The organism is Halorubrum sp. LN27 (assembly GCF_016635065.1).
GTDB classification, from domain to species: domain Archaea; phylum Halobacteriota; class Halobacteria; order Halobacteriales; family Haloferacaceae; genus Halorubrum; species Halorubrum salipaludis.
The window spans coordinates 1,333,126-1,348,949 of the sequence record NZ_JAEPET010000001.1; the positions used below are offsets into that span (position 1 = coordinate 1,333,126).

10 protein-coding genes are annotated in these 15,824 nt (G+C 52.9%); 7 read left to right on the forward strand and 3 right to left on the reverse strand.

Annotation, left to right across the window (positions count from 1 at the left end; genetic code table 11):
* The first annotated feature begins 30 nt into the window (after nucleotides 1–30).
* The 4 genes from JIN95_RS06580 (at nucleotide 31) to JIN95_RS06595 (ending at nucleotide 9,338) form a co-directional block, all read left to right on the forward strand.
* Nucleotides 31–3,891, forward strand: a complete 3,861-nt coding sequence (locus JIN95_RS06580; RefSeq protein ID WP_200530874.1) for a helicase-related protein — start codon at nucleotides 31–33, stop codon at nucleotides 3,889–3,891.
* Nucleotides 3,888–5,954: a hypothetical protein gene (locus tag JIN95_RS06585; protein WP_200530875.1), complete on the forward strand. Its 2,067-nt coding sequence runs from the start codon at nucleotides 3,888–3,890 to the stop codon at nucleotides 5,952–5,954. Before JIN95_RS06580 ends, JIN95_RS06585 begins: the two co-directional genes overlap by 4 nt.
* Nucleotides 5,947–6,831 carry a phospholipase D-like domain-containing protein gene (locus tag JIN95_RS06590; RefSeq protein WP_200530876.1) on the forward strand — a complete coding sequence of 295 codons (885 nt, stop codon included), beginning with the start codon at nucleotides 5,947–5,949 and terminating at the stop codon, nucleotides 6,829–6,831. The genes JIN95_RS06585 and JIN95_RS06590 overlap by 8 nt, the downstream gene beginning before the upstream one ends.
* An 80-nt stretch (nucleotides 6,832–6,911) precedes the next feature.
* Nucleotides 6,912–9,338, forward strand: coding sequence for a putative phosphothreonine lyase domain-containg protein (locus JIN95_RS06595; protein WP_200530878.1), 2,427 nt, complete (start codon nucleotides 6,912–6,914; stop codon nucleotides 9,336–9,338).
* Nucleotides 9,339–9,442: 104 nt separating this feature from the next.
* On the opposite strand, the gene JIN95_RS06600 is transcribed toward JIN95_RS06595, so the two are convergent.
* Entirely contained in the window at nucleotides 9,443–10,711 is a 1,269-nt protein-coding gene (locus tag JIN95_RS06600) for an AAA family ATPase (protein ID WP_200530879.1), read from the reverse strand.
* 370 nt (nucleotides 10,712–11,081) lie between these two features.
* On the opposite strand from JIN95_RS06600, the gene JIN95_RS06605 reads away from it, so the two are divergent.
* The 3 genes from JIN95_RS06605 (at nucleotide 11,082) to JIN95_RS06615 (ending at nucleotide 14,427) form a co-directional block, all read left to right on the forward strand.
* Entirely contained in the window at nucleotides 11,082–12,035 is a 954-nt protein-coding gene (locus JIN95_RS06605) for a DUF4268 domain-containing protein (RefSeq protein WP_200530881.1), read from the forward strand.
* Between the two features lie 1,016 nt (nucleotides 12,036–13,051).
* On the forward strand, nucleotides 13,052–13,309 hold the full coding sequence (locus JIN95_RS06610) for a hypothetical protein (RefSeq protein WP_200530882.1): 258 nt from the start codon (nucleotides 13,052–13,054) through the stop codon (nucleotides 13,307–13,309).
* A gap of 2 nt (nucleotides 13,310–13,311) precedes the next feature.
* Nucleotides 13,312–14,427 (forward strand): site-specific integrase, encoded by a 1,116-nt coding sequence (locus tag JIN95_RS06615; protein ID WP_200530884.1) that lies wholly within the window; start codon nucleotides 13,312–13,314, stop codon nucleotides 14,425–14,427.
* A 326-nt stretch (nucleotides 14,428–14,753) separates the two neighbouring features.
* Here the strand turns inward: JIN95_RS06615 and JIN95_RS06620 are convergent, their stop codons facing one another.
* Both JIN95_RS06620 and JIN95_RS06625 read right to left on the reverse strand, forming a co-directional pair.
* Nucleotides 14,754–15,059 carry a hypothetical protein gene (locus tag JIN95_RS06620; protein ID WP_094590572.1) on the reverse strand — a complete coding sequence of 102 codons (306 nt, stop codon included), beginning with the start codon at nucleotides 15,057–15,059 and terminating at the stop codon, nucleotides 14,754–14,756.
* Nucleotides 15,056–15,448: a hypothetical protein gene (locus JIN95_RS06625; protein WP_200530886.1), complete on the reverse strand. Its 393-nt coding sequence runs from the start codon at nucleotides 15,446–15,448 to the stop codon at nucleotides 15,056–15,058. The genes JIN95_RS06620 and JIN95_RS06625 overlap by 4 nt, the downstream gene beginning before the upstream one ends.
* Nucleotides 15,449–15,824 lie beyond the last annotated feature (376 nt).

Here is a 15,824-nt window from a genome sequence, read left to right on the forward strand (position 1 = left end):
ATATCACCACCGACACAAATGTAATTACTAATGCAAATCGACCGCGGTTCCTTCTTGGATCAACACCCGTCAAAAGCTGGTGACGCGGCTTACCGTGATCAGGAACGACTCGGTCAATGGATTGCTGAATCCGTCCTTGAAGAAGCATCCGGAACCGGAAGCGGACCGGATGGCAGAAACTGTTACGGTGACTTGCCAAGAGATACCTACTTTGCTGGGTCGTTAATACCGAGCAAAGAGGCGGAATTGAGTGGGTTATCAGAAGATCTCCAATCAAAGCTCTCGCCGACGGCACTGCAGGCTGAATTCCTCCTTAAGACTGAGTCTGCAAGTCAACTTACCGTCTCGGTCTCAGGGAATGTCTATTATCGATCCTTCCCCACCTACGAGGAACAATTTGAGAAGTCTATCGCGGGAACCCCATCCGGTGACGACGATGATTCAGATCCTGCTCGGCAGAATGGAGAACTCACCACAGTCTACCGACGACTCCCGTTTAAGACGGAGCCGATATCAATCGATCTCCCCGGTGTCGGGGCGTTTGAAAGCAAAGATGCGGTGAGTACCAATATCCAACGACAGGTGTTGGACACGCTCCAAGAGGAACTCCGTAAAGAAATTCAGGCCGCAGAGACCGATGCATCAGAGCCTCCCGTCTGGCGTGCCGCGGCTGATGTTGAGACACCAATAACGGTGCAAAATGACGCTGAAGATGGCGAACCATTCACGGTTGCTGTTGAGGCTGATAGTTACAGTGGGGACTATCAGTTCCCGCCAGAACTCTTTGAGAATGTCCCGGAGGAAGAGGCCCGAGCTCGATACGAACAACTCATTGGGGGAATCGCCTCGCAGGGACCTGCATTTCAACCCGACTGGGATATCAACGTCCAGTGCGAATTTTTCGATGATAAAGATGACCACGTTCGCGGTGTGGTCACGGTTGAAAATGTGTCGGCCCCAAGCCCAGACACATCAGGCTTCGATTCACGTTTTGCGGCAGATGACTACGATCCGACGCTTTTTGATGTCAATATCGAACTGTCGCTTAGTGAGGGGCAGTTCTATGACTTCACGTTTGAGCGATTGGATGAGGACTTCCGCTACGATCGGAATCTGGCAGGGTATGGAACAAACTGCACCGTAAGCAGAGTGGACGAGTCAACTTTGCGAACCAACTATGTCCCGACGTACCGGCAACAGCGATACGAAACGCGCGATCCAGATGATTTTGACCCGGAGATCGACACAAGCTTTCAAACCCTGACAGATATTGAAGGGGGTGGGTTAGACGCATTACGGAACCTTGAGGAGCAGATGCGGTGGTACCTTAACCAGGAGTATCCAGAGTATCTCGCCGATTATGAAGCGAGTGGCGACTTCCGTGAGGAAGATCGACAAGATTTCGAAGCCGATAAAACAGCCTTCAAAAAAGAAATACAGCGAGTCAAACGTGGGATCCAGGCCCTTGAGTGGGATTTACAAGAGGGTGACGGCCACCTTGTTCGGTCGTTTGAGCTAATGAATGAGACTTTCGTATCGAAGGTTACCAACGAGGATGGAGAGATGGAATACGACGCGTGGCATCTCTTCCAGATTGCGTTTATTCTCAGGGTCCTTCCGGATATCGCCAGTCGCGAATACGACCAATGGTCTGAAACCTCATGGCGTGATGAGGGATCTCAGAGTGAAAACTTTGACGGGAGTCCGTTAGAAGCCTTGGACGTTGTAGATATTTTGTGGTTCCCGACTGGCGGTGGGAAGACTGAGGCGTATTTGGGGCTAGCCGTATTCAACGCGTTCTTCGACAGGAAGCGAGGGAAAAGATACGGTGTAACAGCTTGGACACGCTTCCCGCTCAGACTCCTCTCGCTACAGCAGACGCAGCGGATCGGCGAGATCCTCATGTATGCCGAGCTGCACCGTCTTCAGGAGCCAGACATTCGATCAGCCAAAAACTTCCCATTCACACTAGGATACCTCGTGGGATCGAAAAACACCCCCAACAAGGTCACAAACCGTTCAAACAAACAAGGAGCAAAAAAATCAGACTACCGGCGGGAATTTGAGCGGTTCCGGGATCCGGAGGGTGGAGAGGGCGCTAGAGAGAGTGTGAAAGTTTTCCCATCCTGTCCGGTCTGCGGGAGTGATGTCAAGATCCGGGCAACCGACGACCTTCGACTCGCACACTACTGTACGGCGAATCGATCCGACTGTCGGTATCAACAGCGTAATCGCTCCGATAGTGACTACCAGATCTTCGCCGACGACGAACTCCCCGTTCACATCGTTGATAACGAACTCTATCGATACGCACCGACCATGATCGTCGGTACCATTGACAAGATCACTGCTGTGGGCTATGAGCGAAAATCTGCTCACCTTTACGGCGGTAAAATGTCACACTGGTGTCCCGACCATGGATTTGCAAGCTTTGGGGAGTGTACCGAAAAATACGGCTGTGACAGCCGATTTGGCGGCGAGAACGCTGAACGTGGAGGTCACTTGGTTCCGCTCTCAGATACGCCGTTCGGAGAGTCGTACGATATTGCTCCGGGATTACAGATTCAAGACGAACTACACTTACTGGAGGAATCACTCGGTACCTTTGATAGCCATTTCGAGACATTCGTCGATAAATACCAGCGATATAATGGGGAACAGCGGACGAAGATTATTGGTGCTACCGCGACGATAGAAGAGTACGATCAGCAAGCCAAAGAATTGTATCTGAGGAAGGCAGAGCGCTTCCCCGCTCAGGGTCCTGCTGTCGGCGAGAATTTTTATGCAACAACACGAGAAGCGACACGGAGGCATTTTGTCGGGATCATGCCTCATGGGAAGACCCACATCAACGCGATCATCCAACTTGATTACTACTACCTTCGCACGATCGAGCAATTGCGCCAGGAGTTGCTCTCTGGAAGCGGCAAACACGAGTTACTCAACGAATTAGAGTTTGAGACAGCTGCGTCAAACGACGAATTATTATCGATTCTTGAGTTGTACGAAACGGCCCTCACGTACACGATCAGCAAGCGAGACAAGAATCGTTACACGCAGTCAATGCGAGGACAAATTGCCGGGTATCTTCGTGAGGACGGACTTCGTGAACCGAATCTCGCCGAGCTGACTGGCGATACCCCATTCGAGGAAGTTGAGGATATCTTAGGGAACCTAGAAAACCCACCAGAAGACTACCGACAACGGTTCAACAACATTGCAGCGACCAATATGATTAGCCACGGGGTAGACGTCAACCGTTTCAATCACATGTTGTTCTTCGGAATGCCACGTCAAACGGCAGAATACATCCAATCTAGTTCTCGCGCTGGGCGGTCGTTCCCAGGAAGCGTATTTGTCTGTTTTAACCCCGCCCGTGAGCGAGATCAGAGTCATTACCATCTCTTTGAGAAGTATCACGAATTCTTGGATCGTCTTGTTGAACCAGTGCCGATCAATCGTTGGAGCCACTTCAGTGTCCGTCGGACCCTGCCCAGCATGATATTTGCGTGGATCTTGAATCAATGGCTCTATGAAAGCGGTGAATGGCTCTACTTTGGCGACCAAGTGAGTGAATTGATTCGGTCGTTGCAATCCGGGCGCGGGAATCAATACGGTGTCAGTATCAACAACTCTGAAGACTTTCAGGGTTTGCTGGAGGCGTCATACGGCAGTGACCTCCGTGGTGAACTTCCAGAGGCGTTTCGCGAGATTCTGGACCGTGAGCGCGATCGGGCGTTCACCAACCTTGAGAACATTCAGCAGGACATGGCCAGTGAAGCGTTGAGTCCTGGAACGATGATGAGCCTCCGGGATATTGACGACCAGATCCCGTTCTTGCCGGTGGATCGTGACAACGAGAACCTATTCTATACTATGAACGAACAATGACGAACTCAGACGACAGCTACATGAAACGTGGAAAAGCACAGGTCTTGTTCAATTACCTTCCCGGTAATACGTTTGACTATACGGGGAAGTCCGGGATTCACCGTGTTGAGGGGATCGATGCCGTAGAACGGTCGGATCTTGACATCGGCTATATTGGACGTCAAGTATTGAATAAGGTTCAGGCATGGCGCTCCGGCGAATACAGTGCGGTCGGCTTTCCACAGTATGCAGATTCGTTCCAGCTGGTGGAACCTCGTGAAGTCACAACAAGTGTCTTTCCACTCTTATTCCGCTGTACAACGTGTGAGCGGATTCACTCGTACAAGAATACTAACGAATTAGCAAAGTACAATCGAAGCTTGAACTGCAAGAGCGACGGATGCTCGGGGAGTATCCAACAACATCAGTTCGTGTTCATCCACGAGTGTGGAGAAATCAAATCCCCATTTCCTGGTCAGTGCTCCCGATGTAACAGTTACGACGACTGGAAGTTCGAATCGTTTGGTAGTCAGCGATTTCGGAACGCCAGATGGTTCTGTCTCAATTGTAAAAATGAGAAAGACATCGAAGCCTGGTGTAACTGTGACCTCCCGAACAGCCGGATGCAGTTGACCGTCCACAGAGCAAGCTCAGCGTTTCAGCCACACCATCTCACGGTTATCAACATCGGCCATGGTGCTGCAGCAGACGCCTCGGCTCCACGCTTCGGCAAGACGGTCTTCGCAAAGTATCTTGGATTGACCGACGAACCATTTGATCGGATTGAGCTGGATTCCCGGCGTGTATCTGAAGAGCGAGAGCGGGTTGAGAGCCAACTTGAGACGTATCAGGACATGTATGAATCTCAAGAAGGGGATCTGGCCAAGCAAATCGCAGATGAAATTGAGGATCTCAAAGAGCAACTTGACGACATGGACAACGGCGATGAACCGATCGGTGACGAAGTCGCCGGATTGGTCCCCTTCCTGAATACGGACGGAGATATCTCACAGGGTGGGCAACAAGCTATCGTTGACATCTTCCAATATCACAACCTGACGGAGGAACTCAAACGGCGGACTGCCCGTGAGATCATCCTCGAAGCAGGCGCAGATACACCTCAGAGCCGACAACGGCGCGAACTCCGTGCAGATAGACTCGAAAATCAATTCCACCAGTTAGGTCTCGAAAACGTCGCATTCGTCGAAGACTTCCCGATAACAAATGTAGTGTTTGGGTTTACGCGTATCAATCGAGAGCCGGACGATTCTCGCCTCATCGCCTTCAGCGAGTCGGACGTTGACTCGTCAGGTGATGGGACGCCACTATTTACCGACACGGTCGAAACTGAGGCGATTCAGGTTGAACTATCACCGCGACGAGTAGTCACGTGGGTACTCGAAAACTCGCGTGGTGACGGAGAACATGTCGCCGCGCTCGGTGACGCGATCGTCAACAGTCACCTACCCCGCGGTCGCAAGTATCCGGTTCCAGATAGCTGGGACGGTTCAGCGGTCGCCACGTGGTGTACCGAACACGGGATCGACGCTGTGGATACAGAGCCCCTATCGGAATGGGACGAGCCGGCAATCCGGTCCTGGCTCGCTGCCAATATGGACGAGATCCCGACATTCGACCAACTCAAAATGGATCCCGATGACGGAGTAGATGCGTTGACCTACTTTGTCTACCATCTGCTGCATACGTATTCCCATTTAGTATTGAAACACGCGACGCAGCTCTCTGGATTCTCCAGATCGAGTCTAGCAGAGTTCCTAATGCCTCGAGCGCTTTCGTTCGTCTTGTACAGCAACCAGCGGACCGATTTCAACATCGGTGCACTGTATACCTTGGTTGAGTCAACGTTTTCCGATCTGCTCACCGAGCTGGAAAATCGTGGCAACGACTGTGTCTACGACCCAGTCTGCAGTCGCGAAGGTGGGGCGTGTCACAACTGTCTCCACCTTTCGGAGGTCTCGTGTGTCCACTTCAACCGGAACGTAGGTCGTGATTTTGTTTACGGCTCGAAAGGAGTGTCAGAACGGCACGTTGATGGGTATCTCGGACTTAACATTGATGAATAGCCCCGACACGCTCGGCGACGCGACCGATTTAGCGCAACTCCTCGGAGATACCGAGATTATAACACAATTGCTGAGCGTAGTGGCCCTGAACAGTACGCAGAAAGTACCATTATCTGCCGAAACGGTAGTAAATCAGAGCAGTTCTGTCAACCGGGAACTCGCGGATTTGTTTTTCCAATTCCTTCTGTCACGAGGTTACGCAACAAGAGGTGAAACACCGGAAGTTATCGAGATTAATGGCGAGGACTGTATTAATTTACTCTCTGACTGCCGGCGTTCTATTAACGTACTTGATTACGTGGACAAAAGGACCGAACAGGTCGCGATCGACTTTGTTTGTACGTTACCAGAGAACGATCCGGGGTTCAGCGACCTGGATCCCGTTGATTTTGGCATGCGCCAAATCACTACTCGCTTGCTTACCTTGTGCCGGAATGCATCTGACGAACTCGTCTTAACTAGCCCCTTCCTTGAAGTTGAAGGGATGGATTGGCTCCTTCCTGGTCTAGAAGGCGCTCTTGAACGCGGTGTTGATCTCACCTTGGTATCTCGGCAGCTCCAACCTGGACAACCAAATCATACTGCAGTCCAGCGATTGTTTGAGATCGCTGAAGGACATGACGGTCAATTGGCAGTGTATGATTACTATGAACCAGAAGAGGACGGAAAGCATCCAAAATATACACTCCATTCGAAAATCCTTATTGCGGATCAACGGACCGCGTACGTTGGGAGTGCGAATTTCACGAAGTATGGATTCTCACAGAATTTGGAGATCGGAGTTGTCATCCAAGCACCTGCGGTTAAATCGCTGAACTCAGTCGTAGCCCACGTTGTCGGAGATACCGCCACGCTAGTAACTCCAGGCACTGAGTGACTGCAATAATTTAAGACTCAGAGTCCTTCTCTGATCGACAAACATTATTCCTTCACGGTCAACCATCAGTTAGATATCAAATGCCGTCGGACATAGATCAACTGACTACTCTTGCCTGCCGGCGAACATCCGCGGCTGAAGAGGATATTAGGGATGATATCCGGCAGCTGAAACAATATGGTGTTGGCGATGAGGCAATTCTAAAGACAGTATCAATAAAATATAATAATACAGAAACAATATCCTTGCTTGATGTTCCGAGTGTAACTTTCCCCCGAGCAGGCTTACTAGTAGAAAATGGAATTGAAGACGTACGCTCGCTGGCAGCAGCTGATCCATCAAGTGTCGCGAACGCAGATATCGGATCAAAATCAATGGCTGAGTCGATCATCGAAGGTGCCAAAATCATTCTCAACGACTCAGACGTACTTGATCGATTGCAGAATGAAACTGACATATCGGATACTCAACTAGTGAAACATCTTCGATCGTTGATTTCGGATGGTATTCCTCCTAGTGACGTTGTTGACGAACTCATCAAGATACTGAATCAGGAACCGTCACTCCTAGAGGCATGTGGCCTAGATATGAAGCAGGCCCACTATCTTCGTCAGGAAGGCTTTGAGACAGTTGAGCAGATTGCGGATTCAAATGTTGTCAATATTGTGGAGGCAAGATCAATTGGAACGAAGACCGCCCAACTCGTTATTGAAGCCGCACAACGAGAACTCGGACGAACCAAATCTGGGCAACGTAATCTTGAATCTCAGGATTCAAACGGGAAGTCTGGTGAGAGCTCACCGAATTCCCAGAGTACAGATTCACAAACGAAAAGTTCCGATAGGTCAGAAAGACAGAATACATCCGAGCTCAAAGACAATCCTAGTACTGTGTCTAATCCATCTACTAATTCGGACGATACCGAATTGCGTCTCTTACTCATCGGCAGTGCACGACCAAATATTCAAGACGGTGAGGTAGCTGGAATACGTATCCGTGCTGTATTAGAGACAGAGGGGTACGATCTCTCTTCATTTGATGCGGCGATTTATTCCGGATTTACTCCGCCATCACCCCACCACGAACAGCTAGGTCCCCAGAGCTGTTTTGAAGAACTAATTGACCAGCTTGGACCACTTGCATCAAAACTTCCTGTCTACTTCATCACCGGAGACTTTGGTCACGGAGATCCGCTTGACACTGTCTACGACGAATTTGAGTACGCACCGGGGAGCACCTCGGATCCGTTTGTAACCGCTCCGAATGAAGAACTCAGGTACATCCCCACTCAAGAAACCGTTAGCCTCAAACATCTCTCATTAACTCAGAACCCAGCAATAGCAGCTTCAGAGGATAACTGCGTCATCGTAACTCCAGATCTCTATCCTGAACTCTGGAATAATCATGATTCACTCGCGTATATTGCTGGGGGACAGTTGCCGGGCCGGACAGTAAACAACTCCATCGCTCCGATGTATTCCATGGAGAATGTCGGCCCGATGCGACCTGATGCCGCGGGTGGAATTCATGACGTTACACTGACCGACGACGGGATTAACTCCCACAATCTCATTTCGTTTGACGATGCCGGCCTTGTCACGTGTCCTGATCATATAGATCGGGGACTCCAGTTCACCGATACAGGAGACCGCTGTATCTTCTGTCATAACGAAGAGCGATACTTTGAGGAGTGGCTTATTACGGGAGCCCGGAAAGCTCGTCATGACAAACGGGATTTTGATTTAGATGGCGCTGTTGAGTTTGTGGCAGACACAGCAAAGCTGACCTCAGAGCAGGAAACCCAATTCCGGGAGTATGTCTCGGAAAGAATCTACGAAGATTACTTTGGGATCAAGGATCGCGGCCCCACTATTGATGGACGACGTACCCCGGATTCACCTTTGATCCCAGACCCTCGAAGCGTCTACGACGAATCCTCACAACAGGCTAGCAAACTATTGCGTGTTCAGCCGCACGAACGAGCAAAGTACTTCCGGCGATACAATATCGAAGACGTGCAGGAAACAACCAATCGTCCATTTGATAAAGTCGCCCCACCGATTCCGGAGGATATGTCAGAGGCGCACAAAGAACTTGACCGTGGTGCCTATGAGCGCAGCGAATTAGGGGGTGAGTGGTTAGTCTTTCCGAAGCGCCAGACAATTGGGAGTGTTTGGCAACAGGCTCTGGAACTTGTTGACGAAGGAGTACTCTACGACGCTCAGGTGAGTACTGCTTGGCATCATGAAGCACGCGGTGATCGTTCAAAAAGATACTACATGGGGCTTGCCGTCCCGAATTACTTTGACGTGGCGGATGTCTACAGGGTCGGGAACGTAATTACGTCAGAAGATCTCGTCGGTGATGAGGGTATGTTCTTTTTTAAACCGCTCTTTTACACCCGACTTGGAGTTGCCAGACGGAATGCTAGAGACTACGGGCTAGATTCATCTACTCGATACACGCTAAGTGCGCTGAATAAGCTTGATATCTCGGATCGAGACTAGGCTTGGATAGCTCTGAGCCTCAATTGCTCTGTTAGCTTATATTACTAATAAACCAATATTAAGAGCTAGGATCGTAGTGGTGCTGACACCAGTTTGGTGGACAATCATTTGTCCGAAACACCGCCCTGCTCTCGGAGAACTTTTGCTACATCCCCCAGACGCTCCGATTCCTTCGGAAGGTTCTCGAGCGCCGTATCAAGATCGACCGCCAGCGAATACTGGTTTTCGTCTCCACGGCCCCGACCCTGCCGCTTATTGAGCACATTCGTATCGGCGAGATCGTTGAGCCGATCACGGAACCGCCGGTTCGAGAGGACGTTCACATCGGCGTACTCACAGAAGGTCTTGTACTGAGTGTAGATCGGCGTCGTCGTCACGGGTGTGTCGTCGTGTATCCCGTGATACGTAACCGCCATGAGCGCGAGCATTCGTTGATTCGGGAGTGTCTGAATCCCCGACTCGATGGCCTTCGTCTCAAGGAAGTCACGTGCTTCGCGCACATGCTCTTCTGTGACGGCCGTCTCACCTCTATCGTCGGCAAACCGGGTCGCACGGAACAGCAGACGGATCGCCTCACGAGCGTCTCCCGTATCCTGTGCACCTAACGCCGCGGCAAGCGGGATCGTGTCGTCACTCAGGATTTCACTTCGGAGATGCTGGTAGTTCTCGATATCGTCCTCGAAATACGTGTCCCGGAGGGCACCGACGGCACGCCGTGCGAGGATGTTGCGGAGCTGATCGGCGTCATAGGGCTCGAAGCGAACCTCGTCCTCGCCGAGGCTCGACCGGACGTCGGCGTCAAGGTTCTCGCGGAACTGGAGGTCGTTCGTGATCCCGATGAGCGAGAGTCGGACCCCGTCCGGATTCGACCGTGGGAGTTCGTAGAGTATGTAGTCGTCGTCACCGATGGCATCGATCTCGTCGAGGACAACGATGACCGTCCCGCCGATCTTCTCCAAGTTATCGATCACCATGTTGAGGAGAGTCTTCCGCTGGTGACCGCTCGGGAGTTCCTCACCCGGGCCGAACCGTTTCTCACGGAGTCGCTTGACGAGATGTGTCAGGACGTGGTAGGACCCGTCCATGCCCTTACACCGGATGTGAACCACGGTGAGGTCCATCTCAGAGTCATCGGCGTACTCCTGAAGTTGATCCGTCTTGAGGCGGATTCCGACTGTCTTTCCTTGACCGGATTGACCGTACACGATCAGATTGAGCGGCGTCGAACCCATCGTCGCTGGACGAAGCGCGGAGTGGATCTGGTCGAGTTCGACCTCGCGCTCCGGCAACGATTCGGGCTGGTACGTCTGCTCGTTGGGGTTGAGGACGTCCATGTCCTCGAAGATCGTGTCCTCGTCACCGAACGCCTTCATACGCTTCCGTTTTCACGGTTGTATATAAAACCCCCATGTCCTACATGTCTTCCTGTCTAGCAGACGGAGTAGTGTCCAGAATATCGGTGTTGGTTCCCTTGCGATTCTACTGTGCCTCGGGTAGAAGATAGGGACAGACGGGGGTGCGTCCAGCAAATCATCGAGATACTAGACGGAGTTCAGTCCCGTAACAACGAGACACAGACGATCTCAAGGCTATTTCCACAGGGGAACAGTGATCAAAGACATCGCCTTCAGACCAATCTCCATTGGGGTGGGGGGGATGCGTCCGGCAACAAGTCGCAATGAATCGCACTCTAGGAGTACACGCCTCACGGCATTTTATCAGATCTCCTCCGGAAGGGTGTTCATGGATCGGAATATCTCGCGAATCCAAGAACACGGCCTCCGTTCGGTCTGGGAGAACGAGGAGCGGGATTTCACAAGGTGGTTGACGGAGAACATCGACCTACTCGCGTCGGAGTTGGGAATAGAGATCGAGGACGCACGAGCAGAGGAAGCTGTCGGCGACTTCTCGGCTGACATCGTCGCACGGGAGATGAACACAGGTGAGACCGTCGTTATCGAGAATCAATACAACAGGACGGACCACGATCATTTGGGTAAGCTCTTGACGTACTCGTCTGGGAAGAACGCCGGGTTTACGATGTGGCTCGCCGAGGAGTTTCGGCCGGAGCACCGGAGCGTACTCGAATGGTTGAACGAATCCGGGCCGAAAGGTGCGAAATTCTTCGCGATCAAACCTCGCGTCGTGAGTATCGAGGGGGCCGAGGAGCGTGGCTTCGAGTTCGAAGTCGTCGTTGAGCCCAACGAATGGGAACGAGAGGTGAGTAACGAGTCTCTCTCCGACTCCGAACAGAGCTATCGTCAGTTCTTCGCCGAGATGGTTGAGGCGTACTCCCAGAGACGACCGAATTGGTACAAACTCAAGCCTGGGCCTCGGAACTATCTGACGTTTAGCGCTGGCATTTCTGGGGTTCGATTTGGATGGGTGTTCCATCAGGGGCCGGAGTTTTCGGTCGAGCTCTACATCTCCACGTCAGATAAGGAACGTAACGAAGAGATATTCGAGGCGTTGAAACGAGAACGAACAGATATTGAGGACAATTTAGGTGTCGAGTTGGAGTGGGAACGCTTGCCCGAGAAACAAGCCTCCCGGATCAAGCAGCCGGAAGATATTGACGGAACGATCACTGAGTTGACCGCTGACCAGCGAAACCATCTAATCGAATGGGGTGTGGATGTGATGGACGAATTCCAAGAAGAGTTTGAACCCCGTCTTTCCACTCTCAGGTCCAACTGATCGCTGACTCCACCGGTGTAACGACTCGCTACGTAGGGGTCCTCCACCCCACTGACTTGTCGGACGCACCCCCCTCCCCCAGCTCTAATGTGTATTAGGCTAGTCCCTGCCGTTTAACCTGGACTTCCCCCTCGGAAATCGTCAACAGCCAAGTCAGGGGATAATTCTCCTGAGTCGATTTGCTGATCTCTGCAGTTGATCCGGTAATGAGGTCTCGTAGCTCGCTACCGAACTGCGGCTCCCGACGTGTGTATTCCCGACGACGAGAAGCTGTAACGGACCTGAATCAGGTGTAACCCGTTGAACATTAAATCCGCGTTACTGTGGATACGCAGTTCGGGACACAAGGTGTCGCTGTATCGCTTGGCCGTCCACCCGTGTGATAGCATACGTGGCACCGAGCTCTCACTCGGCCGTTACATTGTGTTTCTTGTGGTAACGACCTGCAGCTTCACCTCCTCAGCATCGGTTGCGATAAGCTCTACGTCTCAAGGAGATCGGTGGTGACCTCACGGACCGTCGCTTCCAACAGATCCGTTACGGACTGATTGTACCGAAGGCCGCTACTGATCTCCACAGATCATGCCATTCGTGCTGTTAGTCTCGGGTGGCTCAAGTTCACGCATTCAACCAAGACTAGAAACAGTACAGGACGAATGTTTGAGTCAAAATATCGATGTCGCGCGAGGATTCTCTCATCACAAATTCCTGCGTATTTATCTCGGCGTCACGGTCAACAGAAACCCACTAGAGATTCTGAGTCGCCAATATGTCCCTGATGTATGGCGATTTGGTGAAATGGATCACTCGTCAACATGAGTTGGTGAATTATCTAAGGCTCTTCCTCTGGAGTTGGTACCCCTCTGTAAATTCGAAGCGACAATTGGGACAGTAACCGCTGGACTGATCAGGTATTATCCGAGATAGCCCCGAATTTTGCGGTAATTGGTGAAAATCAGTCCACCAACCACCAATTCTGACTAACCTATATCAGTAAGTTCGGTCTGTGCCCTGACGTGACCAGTCCCACGGAATCGGTCGCCGCTCGTATCGAATCGGACTCGAAGACCCAGCTCACTCGTGCTGCCGAGGAGTGTGACCTAACGGTTTCCGCGTACCTTGAGAGCGTTATTGAGGAGCACATCGACCGGAACCCCCATAATCTTCGAGCTCTCGAATCATCCACTACCCGGGATCCTGACGAGACGACAACCACTACACGCGAGGAATCACCGGATGGATTCGTCGAGGAAATGCTTGAGGGGTTGGAGTAACCGTGTCCAACGAGGTTCCATCCATAGCCAACCCGGACAGCCTAGAGAATCGTCTCGAGGAACTGCTTGAGCAGACGACCGAATCGCTCGAACCGACCGCTCCGGAGCGAGCCCTCGAACTCTACCTCGACGATAAGGCCCGCGACTGCCAGGAGGCGACCGTCAATGCCCACCGCTCTCGGCTTGGCTTCTTCGTCGACTGGTGTGACGACCAAGGCATCGATACGCTCAACCAACTCTCCGCTCGGGACCTCCACGAATTCCGCGTGTGGCGGCGCGAGGACCTCAACGTCGTCAGCGAGAAGACGCAGATGGACTCGCTGCGCGTGTTCATCGAGTGGTGCGAGACCATCGACGCCGTCGAGTCCGGGCTGTACCGCAAGGTCGACTCGCCGAACCTCGACAACGGCGAGAACGCGCGAGACACAGTGCTCAACGCGGAACGCGCTCAAGAGGTCCTCGCCTACCTCGAACGATACGAGTACGCCACGACGGAGCACGTCTGCTGGGTCGTCCTCACGGAAACGGGCGTACGCCTGGGAGGGGCTCGTACCCTCGACGTGGAGGACTACCAAGCCGACGCGGAGACGCCCCACATCGAGATCCACCATCGGCCGGACTCGGATACGCCGATCAAGAACAAGGAACCGGGCGAGCGACGGGTTGCCATCAGTGAAGGAGCGTGTGAGGTGATCGACGACTACCTCGAACAGCGCCGTCCGGACGTCGTCGACGACCACGGTCGAGAGCCATTCCTCGCGACACAGCGAGGTCGCGTGGGGACATCGACCATCCGGACCTACGTCTACCGATGGTCACGGCCGTGTGCTATCGGCCGAGAGTGTCCGCACGACCGCGACCCCGCCGACTGTGAAGCCGCCAACAACGAGGCACGAGCCGCGCGCTGTCCGTCGAGCGTAACGCCCCATCCGATCCGTCGGGGATACATCACACAGTTGCTCCGGGCAGGCGTTCCAGTTGAGATCGTCAGTGATCGGTGTAACGTCTCGCCGACCATTATCGACCAGCACTACGACGTCCGGTCGAAGGAGGACAAAATGAAACAACGCCAGGAAGCTCTTGACGATGTGGACGGTCGTGGCTCGTCGTACACCTGAGATTCGTTCCCTATTCTCGAAGGCGACTCACGAGGTCGTTGACGTCAACGCCATTATCTTCCGTCGTATCAGTGCACGTCTCGCTTTCCTCAGCAGGGACCTCAACCGAAGGATCGACAGTCGGTGTCTGGCCGTCCCGATCATGTAGGACCCGCTCTGCATCCCCGATCGTTCCTGGCATGGATTCGCCGATGTTGTGACTGCCGCCGCTTCGATGCCTCCAGCCGTTTGCATCCGTGTTGTCGTGATTCATGATCTGTATATCAACGGTCGTTTCAGGCCCGTAGAGCCGAGCAGTTCTAGTGAGAAGGTCGTTCTGAGCTACTCTACTGGTCTCGCCGCCAGAACTCGTTCGCCCAGGATTTCGTGACCAGTTTCAGCTGGACCTCCTCGCGTTTCTCGTAGGTGTCATCGATGCCACCGAAGTAGTAGCCGACACCCTCCTCCAGCTCGATATCATCTGTCCAGACCGTGCAGATAACACCTTCTTGCGTCGAATCGTCACCGAGATGTACGCGCTGCTGCGGCTGGTGCGAAGCGACGTCCTCGATCCAGTTGACGAACCCCGATGTCCGGACCCAACCGTGCGTCCCGTCTAGATCGCCTAGCTCCACTTTGGGTGGTCCACTCATCGCTGTGCACCCCCGGTGACAAGGGTGACTCCCCCCGTCGTCTGACGGTTGGGGAGTACAGCATCACACCACGGACAGTTACCCTCTGCTCGAAGCGGGTCAATGAGCTCCTCACAAGACGGACAGGTTGAGAGGCCTTCCGTGTCGATGCGACCGTCGTTGTTCAGCTCTGTCCGTAGGAGTCCATCACGTACGACGAACAGCACGTTGTACGGGGCATACAGCCGAGTGAACGTCGCGTTACACTCGGGAGCGTGAACCGGGATGGCCGCTCGCCAGCCTTCTTCAAGCGATATCTCTGCAGGCGTGCGTGCTTCCCACTGCTCGTAAGCGTGAGGCTCGTTAATTGGCGGGACGTACGACTCGTCGTGGGTGTAGTGTCCGAACATTATTTTCTGTGATTCCCCGTCGAAGCCTCTGCTCAACCGGTTATCGCGGCATCGTTGGACAGCGTCGCCACTGGGCGCAGAAAGCAACTTCCGGAGCTACTGCTACCGAAAAGTGAGTAGCGAGGCTAAGAGCTGGTGGCGACTAATTGTGAGGTCGGTACTGAGCAAAGGGATTCGACGACTTCGGGTTACATCGCGCGGGAATCGAGCGCGCGTCGTTAAACAACGGTACAACTTCAACCCCCATAGGCCGTGGTCTTTCGGGGGTCATCGCGCGAGCGTTCAAACCCCGAAGGGCCTTGTTTAGCCCTTTCAAGAATCAAATAGCGGCATACCGAAGCCACTAGGCTTCGAAGGGAGTTAATCGGCCGCGATA

Coding starts and splice junctions, on each gene's coding strand:
- JIN95_RS06580 (WP_200530874.1), top strand. CDS start 31: ATGCAAATCGACCGCGGTTCCTTCTTGGATCAACACCCGTCAAAAGCT.
- JIN95_RS06585 (WP_200530875.1), top strand. CDS start 3,888: ATGACGAACTCAGACGACAGCTACATGAAACGTGGAAAAGCACAGGTC.
- JIN95_RS06590 (WP_200530876.1), top strand. CDS start 5,947: ATGAATAGCCCCGACACGCTCGGCGACGCGACCGATTTAGCGCAACTC.
- JIN95_RS06595 (WP_200530878.1), top strand. CDS start 6,912: ATGCCGTCGGACATAGATCAACTGACTACTCTTGCCTGCCGGCGAACA.
- JIN95_RS06600 (WP_200530879.1), bottom strand. CDS start 10,711: ATGAAGGCGTTCGGTGACGAGGACACGATCTTCGAGGACATGGACGTC.
- JIN95_RS06605 (WP_200530881.1), top strand. CDS start 11,082: ATGGATCGGAATATCTCGCGAATCCAAGAACACGGCCTCCGTTCGGTC.
- JIN95_RS06620 (WP_094590572.1), bottom strand. CDS start 15,059: ATGAGTGGACCACCCAAAGTGGAGCTAGGCGATCTAGACGGGACGCAC.
- JIN95_RS06625 (WP_200530886.1), bottom strand. CDS start 15,448: ATGTTCGGACACTACACCCACGACGAGTCGTACGTCCCGCCAATTAAC.